Below are 5532 nucleotides of genomic sequence, written 5' to 3' on the forward strand. Positions count from 1 at the left end.
ACCAAGAGTTGAGCCAACTGCAACGTTCTATTTACTGCTATTCAGATGATTTACTGGCTTTGTCGTCGGTGCTCAAGCTCAAAGAAGTAGATAATGAGTTAACTGAAATGAACAAAGTTACCGACGAGGTACATCAAGCTTTGCAGGAGACACAAAAGGTGGAAAGGGTAATCGATATTGCGACCAAAGTGGTCATGTTGGGCGGAGCCGTAGTTAGCAGAAGCCCGCTGGCCATTGTTTCTTCTCTAACTGAGTTAACGCAGGAAGTCAACCCTAGGGCCTGAGGTAACAATCGATGATTGACGAATAGAGAATAATGATGAGTGACAGTTGGAAGCCAAACGTTAGTCACTCATCATTCATTTCTTCGATTAAGCCAGTGTTTCTTTCGGCGGAATCCGCAGTACCTGCCCCGGATATATTTTATCTGGGTCTTTAAGCATTGGTTTATTCGCATCAAAGATGGCCGGATACTTCATTGGGTCGCCGTATACTTCCTTAGCGATTTTAGAAAGCGAGTCGCCTTTTTCAACCGTATGGTACGTAGCTTGGGGAGCTGGTTTTTCAACCTTTATTTGATTGTCCACTTTACTTACGCCTTCTACGTTTCCAACAGCTAAGGCAATCTTTTCAGAATGAGCTACACTATCAACTTTTCCCTTCACCGTGACGGTTTCATCATCCACACTGATAGAGAGCCCCTCAACCGGTAGTCCGAGTGACTTTACGTGCTTCATCAGTTTTTCTTGCTTTTCTTCGTCAGTTTCTCGGCCAAAAAGTTTGTCGCCAGCATTTTTAAAAAAATCAATAAGTCCCATAGTTGAAAATTAGTTTGGTTATTAATCAAGTTTAACTAATATGAGGGAAGATAGTTTACCGAACGTAATCAAATCATTGATATTTAAATTTTAATACGATGCTAGACAATATTATTAACATGGGTAAGGATCACCTGGGCAAATTGATTCAAGAGCAGACCCAGCTAGATAGTTCAAAAACTGACGAAGCCGTAGGCGTAACAAAGGATACCGTAGTCGACGGACTAAAAGGTGAATTAATGAAAGGAAACTTTGACGGGGTGATGGATCTTTTTAATGGAAATGCCCCTACTACTACGAGCAATCCGATTGTTAGCAGCATTACCAGCAGTTTAGTAACCAACTTAGCTCGTAAGCTAGGTATCGGGGAAGGAATTGCCAAGCAAATTGCCAATATTGCTATTCCGTTCATTATGAACAAGATAAGTGCTAAAGAAACTGGGCAAGCGAGCGACAAAAAAGATTTGATTGAGCAATTAGGTTTTGGGGGTGACTCTGGTATTGGTGGATTATTAGGAGGCTTGGGTGGAATGTTTGGTAAGTAATATTTCGATAAGTAGATGATACAACAAGATTAAAGGGTTTACGGTATGTAGCAAGTATACCGTAAGCTCTTGTTTGCTAAAAATATGCTGGAGCGTCAACCGAAGTATTCGAGTTAGCTGAAAAATCATTTTATGCCTGCCAATGGTGTTTATTCATGACATCTAAGAACGGCTCCGTCCGGAAAAGTACACCGTCATTACATCTACAGTTTACTGAGCCTAGGAAAGTACACGTTCATTACATCTGCCGTTCGACGAACCCAGAAAAGTACATCATCATTACATCTACGATCTACTCCGTCTAGAAACAGTACGCATTCATTACATCTACGGGTTATTTTGCCCACAAGCAGCACCTGTTTACCTTATATTTGCATTGATTTGCGTACTCCGGGTACTTAAGTATACATTTAAAACTTCCTCCGTCCACAAAATACAGCCGTGGTAGTTAAAAAATACTATAAATGTAATGTTATGACTACGATACTCTCTACTTCTGCTATAGCCCTAAGCATTAGCAAAATAGATTTCTCAAATGACGATCAATTGACGTTGTACTTGAGCAATGGACGTACCGTATTGGTGCCACTAGACAAGTTTCCACCTATTGCCAAACTGACCTCTAAAGAACGCCAAGATTTTGAAGTAATTGATGGCAAGTACCTTTCCTTTTTAGCTATAGATGAAGTGTATAGCTTAGGTAAATTGGTTGGGCTTGAATAGAAAGAGAAATGAAGATTAGGAACTTTTCTACTGTATTATGAGAATTTCTTTATAAAAAAAGCCGAAGCAGTATGCCTCGGCTTTTGTAGTAGCGGGGACAGGACTCGAACCTGTGACCTTCGGGTTATGAGCCCGACGAGCTACCAACTGCTCCACCCCGCGATGTATTTTCTAACTGAAGAGAAGCTGTAAAAGTTTTCTTCAGTTGTTTGAGCAAATATACAGATGCGAGCATCAACTCTAGAACCTGTGTCCGCCTCAGGCGGATATGAGCCCGACGAGCTACTAACTGCTCCACCCCGCGATGTATTTTTTCAAACGGACTACAAACTTATAGGTTTCACGGACTATTCACAATATTTTTGTAAAAATTATTTAGCATGAGTACACATCGAGCCGGGTTCGTCAATATTGTGGGGAAACCCAATGTAGGTAAATCAACGCTGATGAACGCACTAGTAGGCGAGCGTTTATCCATCATCACTTCTAAAGCACAAACAACTCGTCATCGTATTATGGGCATTGTAAATGGCTCGATGGATGAAGGCGATGATTTTCAGATTGTATATTCCGATACGCCAGGTATGCTTAAGCCAGAGTATGCTTTACACCAATCTATGATGCGCTTTGTTGCCACGGCACTAGAGGATGCTGACGTAATTCTGTACGTAACAGACTTATTTGAAAAGAAAGAAGACGGCGATCCAGCGTTACAAAAATTAGCTGAAACTGATGTGCCGGTTATTTTGGTGATGAACAAAATTGATCTGGCGAAAGGAAGTCAGGCTCTAGATAAGTTAACGTACTGGCAGGAGATAATTCAGCCCCAAAAGGCTATGCTGGTTTCGGCTTTAGAAGCTTTAAATATCAATGAAGTATTTCAAGCTATCCTGCAATACCTGCCCGAACACCCACCCTACTTCCCGAAAGATGCGATGACCGATAAGCCAGAGCGCTTTTTTGCTGCCGAGATTGTTCGGGAGAAAATATTCCTGAACTACAAACAAGAAGTGCCCTACAGCAGTGAGGTAGTCATTACCGAATTTCAGGAAGATGAAACGATTATTCGTATCCGTTGTGAGATTTACGTGGAACGGCAGAGTCAAAAAGGAATTCTGATTGGTAAAAAGGGCGAAGCTCTTAAGAAGGTAGGTATTCAGGCTCGGCAGGACTTAGAAAAGTTCTTCGAGAAACAGGTGCATTTGGAGCAATTTGTAAAAGTAGCTCCCAACTGGCGACGCGAACAGCCTCGACTACGGCGATTTGGCTACTAAAAATTTATGATTAATGACTGGTGATTAATGATTGATATATCTTGCTGCCATTGTTCATTCATCATTATTCATTAATCATTCCTCCCCTGTGGACTCTAAGCTATTATTTGTAACTTGCGAAACTTTTAGCAGCATCTAACCTAGTTGATTCGTGAGTAATATTGTAGCTATTGTCGGGCGGCCTAACGTTGGGAAGTCCACTTTTTTTAACCGTCTGGTCGAGCGTCGCCAAGCTATTATGGACGATGAGAGTGGGGTCACGCGCGATCGCCACTACGGATACGCCCAGTGGTCGGGTAAGCATTTCACGGTGATTGATACGGGTGGCTACGTTGCCAATTCGGACGATGTATTTGAAGAAGCTATTCGTAGTCAGGTAGAACTGGCTATTGACGAGGCTACTGTCATTTTATTTATGGTAGATGTTGAAACCGGAATTACTGATCTAGACGAGGCTTTCGCCAATCAGTTGCGCGGTACCGAAAAACCTATTTACATTGTAGCTAACAAGGCTGATAATGCCGAGCGCAGCTTTCAGTCAGCCGATTTCTATAGTCTGGGCATCGGTGAAGTATTTGCTATTTCTTCCGCCAGTGGTAGTGGTACGGGTGATCTACTGGACGTAATAGTTCCTCACTTTGAGACGAATGATGAGGAAGACCCCGACGCGGGCATTCCTCGTTTGGCAATTTTGGGGCGGCCTAATGTAGGTAAATCTTCATTTTTAAATGTTCTTTTAGGCCAGGAGCGAAGTATTGTCACCGATATTGCCGGAACCACGCGCGATGCACTACATTCTCACTATAATCTCTACGGTAAAGAATTTATTCTAATTGATACGGCAGGGTTGCGGAAGAAAGCGAAGATTTCGGATAATATTGAGTTTTACTCCACAATTCGTAGTGTGCAGGCTTTGCAAGATTCGGATATCTGTATTGTGATGCTGGATGCTCAGCGGGGTATGGAAGCCCAGGATATGAACATTGTGCAGCTAGCGCACAAGAACAAAAAAGGTATTCTAATTTTGGTGAACAAATGGGATTTGATTGAGAAAGATACTAATACGGCAGATCAGTTTAAAAAGCGAATGTATGAGAAGCTGGGTGAGTATAATTACATCCCCATTGTTTTCACTTCTATGCTCACCAAGCAGCGGGTGTACCAAGCTATTGAAAAAGCGGCCGAGATCCACGAAAACCGCCAACGTCGGGTCAGCACGTCTCAGCTTAACGATAAATTATTACCCGAGATAGAAAAGTATCCACCCCCCGCCGTGAAGGGCAAGTATATCAAGATTAAATATATTACTCAACTTCCGACCAATACCCCCGTGTTTGCTTTCTTCTGCAACCACCCCCAGTATGTGAAAGCCGCCTACCAACGCTACCTAGAAAACCGCCTCCGCGACCACTTCAACTTTGAGGGCGTACCCCTACGGATTTTCTTTAGGAAGAAATAAAGGAATGATTTACTTACTTAACTTCTTGATAAAAAACTCGTATTTTAGGTAAAAACATGGAGTATGAAAGAAGTCACCTTACGAATTGCGGAACATAAATTATCCGCTTTTCTAGCATTTATTCAGGACTTAGATTACGTAGAGATCTCGAGAAACGAAGCAAGTTCGGAAAACACGGACGAGCAGAAATCTGACGACTTTTTCGAACTGGCAGGTATTTGGGAAGACCGAGATATTAGTGCCAAAAAGTTACGACAGAAAGCATGGCCAATCCACAAATAGTTCTGTGCGATACTAATATCTTAGTCGAGCTATCCAAACGAAACTCGGATATAATCTACGAGCTTAAAGCTATTGGTTCGGCCAACATTGCCGTAAGTGCTATTACAGCAGGTGAGTTTATTTTTGGTGCATTGGATAAAGCTGATCTCGCCAAAATTCTTAAAGCACTGAACGCTATTACTATCATTCAAGTGAACGAATCTATCTCTGAGCTAGCGGTAGAACTGGTAAAGCAGTACGGACTAAGTCATACGCTCGCGGTTCCAGACGCACTTATTGCTGCTACTGCACTTACCCGAAAAATACCCCTATACACGCTGAACCAGAAAGACTTCCGCTTTATCCCCAAGCTACAATTGTATAGCTGAAAGTTGTCTATTACCGCTACCTAGAGAACCGCCTCCGCAACTGCTTCAACTTTGAAGGTGTGC

At 42.4% G+C, this 5532-nt stretch carries 8 protein-coding genes and 1 tRNA gene; 7 read left to right on the forward strand and 2 right to left on the reverse strand.

The features are described 5' to 3' along the window. Positions 1-284, forward strand: a 284-nt coding sequence (locus WBA23_RS07285; RefSeq protein WP_424581613.1) for a hypothetical protein, incomplete at its 5' end; no start/stop codon positions are given. 87 nt (positions 285-371) lie between these two features. Here WBA23_RS07285 and lysM read toward each other — a convergent pair. Then, entirely contained in the window at positions 372-818 is a 447-nt protein-coding gene (gene lysM, locus WBA23_RS07290; protein ID WP_424581614.1) for a peptidoglycan-binding protein LysM, read from the reverse strand. A 98-nt stretch (positions 819-916) separates the two neighbouring features. Here lysM and WBA23_RS07295 point away from each other — a divergent pair, with 98 nt between their 5' ends. Together WBA23_RS07295 and WBA23_RS07300 are read left to right on the forward strand one after the other, a co-directional pair. Beyond that, positions 917-1363 (forward strand): hypothetical protein, encoded by a 447-nt coding sequence (locus tag WBA23_RS07295; protein WP_424581615.1) that lies wholly within the window; start codon positions 917-919, stop codon positions 1361-1363. Between the two features lie 474 nt (positions 1364-1837). After that, positions 1838-2086: a DUF2442 domain-containing protein gene (locus WBA23_RS07300; protein ID WP_424581616.1), complete on the forward strand. Its 249-nt coding sequence runs from the start codon at positions 1838-1840 to the stop codon at positions 2084-2086. Between the two features lie 89 nt (positions 2087-2175). Here WBA23_RS07300 and WBA23_RS07305 read toward each other — a convergent pair. Further along, positions 2176-2248: transfer RNA gene (locus tag WBA23_RS07305), tRNA-Met, on the reverse strand. A 218-nt stretch (positions 2249-2466) separates the two neighbouring features. Here WBA23_RS07305 and era point away from each other — a divergent pair. From era to WBA23_RS07325, 4 genes are all read left to right on the forward strand, one after another. Further along, complete coding sequence (era, locus tag WBA23_RS07310; protein WP_424581618.1) at positions 2467-3360, forward strand: GTPase Era; 894 nt, start codon at positions 2467-2469, stop codon at positions 3358-3360. A gap of 151 nt (positions 3361-3511) precedes the next feature. After that, positions 3512-4819: a ribosome biogenesis GTPase Der gene (gene der / locus WBA23_RS07315; protein ID WP_424581620.1), complete on the forward strand. Its 1308-nt coding sequence runs from the start codon at positions 3512-3514 to the stop codon at positions 4817-4819. Positions 4820-4882: 63 nt separating this feature from the next. After that, a complete protein-coding gene (locus WBA23_RS07320) occupies positions 4883-5101 on the forward strand; it encodes a hypothetical protein (protein ID WP_424581621.1) in 219 nt (72 codons plus the stop codon). After that, entirely contained in the window at positions 5083-5469 is a 387-nt protein-coding gene (locus WBA23_RS07325) for a type II toxin-antitoxin system VapC family toxin (protein WP_424581622.1), read from the forward strand. Before WBA23_RS07320 ends, WBA23_RS07325 begins: the two co-directional genes overlap by 19 nt. Positions 5470-5532 lie beyond the last annotated feature (63 nt).

It is taken from the genome of Tunicatimonas sp., assembly GCF_049647865.1.
Lineage (GTDB): Bacteria > Bacteroidota > Bacteroidia > Cytophagales > Cyclobacteriaceae > Tunicatimonas.

Coding starts and splice junctions, on each gene's coding strand:
- lysM (WP_424581614.1), bottom strand. CDS start 818: ATGGGACTTATTGATTTTTTTAAAAATGCTGGCGACAAACTTTTTGGC.
- WBA23_RS07295 (WP_424581615.1), top strand. CDS start 917: ATGCTAGACAATATTATTAACATGGGTAAGGATCACCTGGGCAAATTG.
- WBA23_RS07300 (WP_424581616.1), top strand. CDS start 1,838: ATGACTACGATACTCTCTACTTCTGCTATAGCCCTAAGCATTAGCAAA.
- era (WP_424581618.1), top strand. CDS start 2,467: ATGAGTACACATCGAGCCGGGTTCGTCAATATTGTGGGGAAACCCAAT.
- WBA23_RS07320 (WP_424581621.1), top strand. CDS start 4,883: ATGAAAGAAGTCACCTTACGAATTGCGGAACATAAATTATCCGCTTTT.
- WBA23_RS07325 (WP_424581622.1), top strand. CDS start 5,083: ATGGCCAATCCACAAATAGTTCTGTGCGATACTAATATCTTAGTCGAG.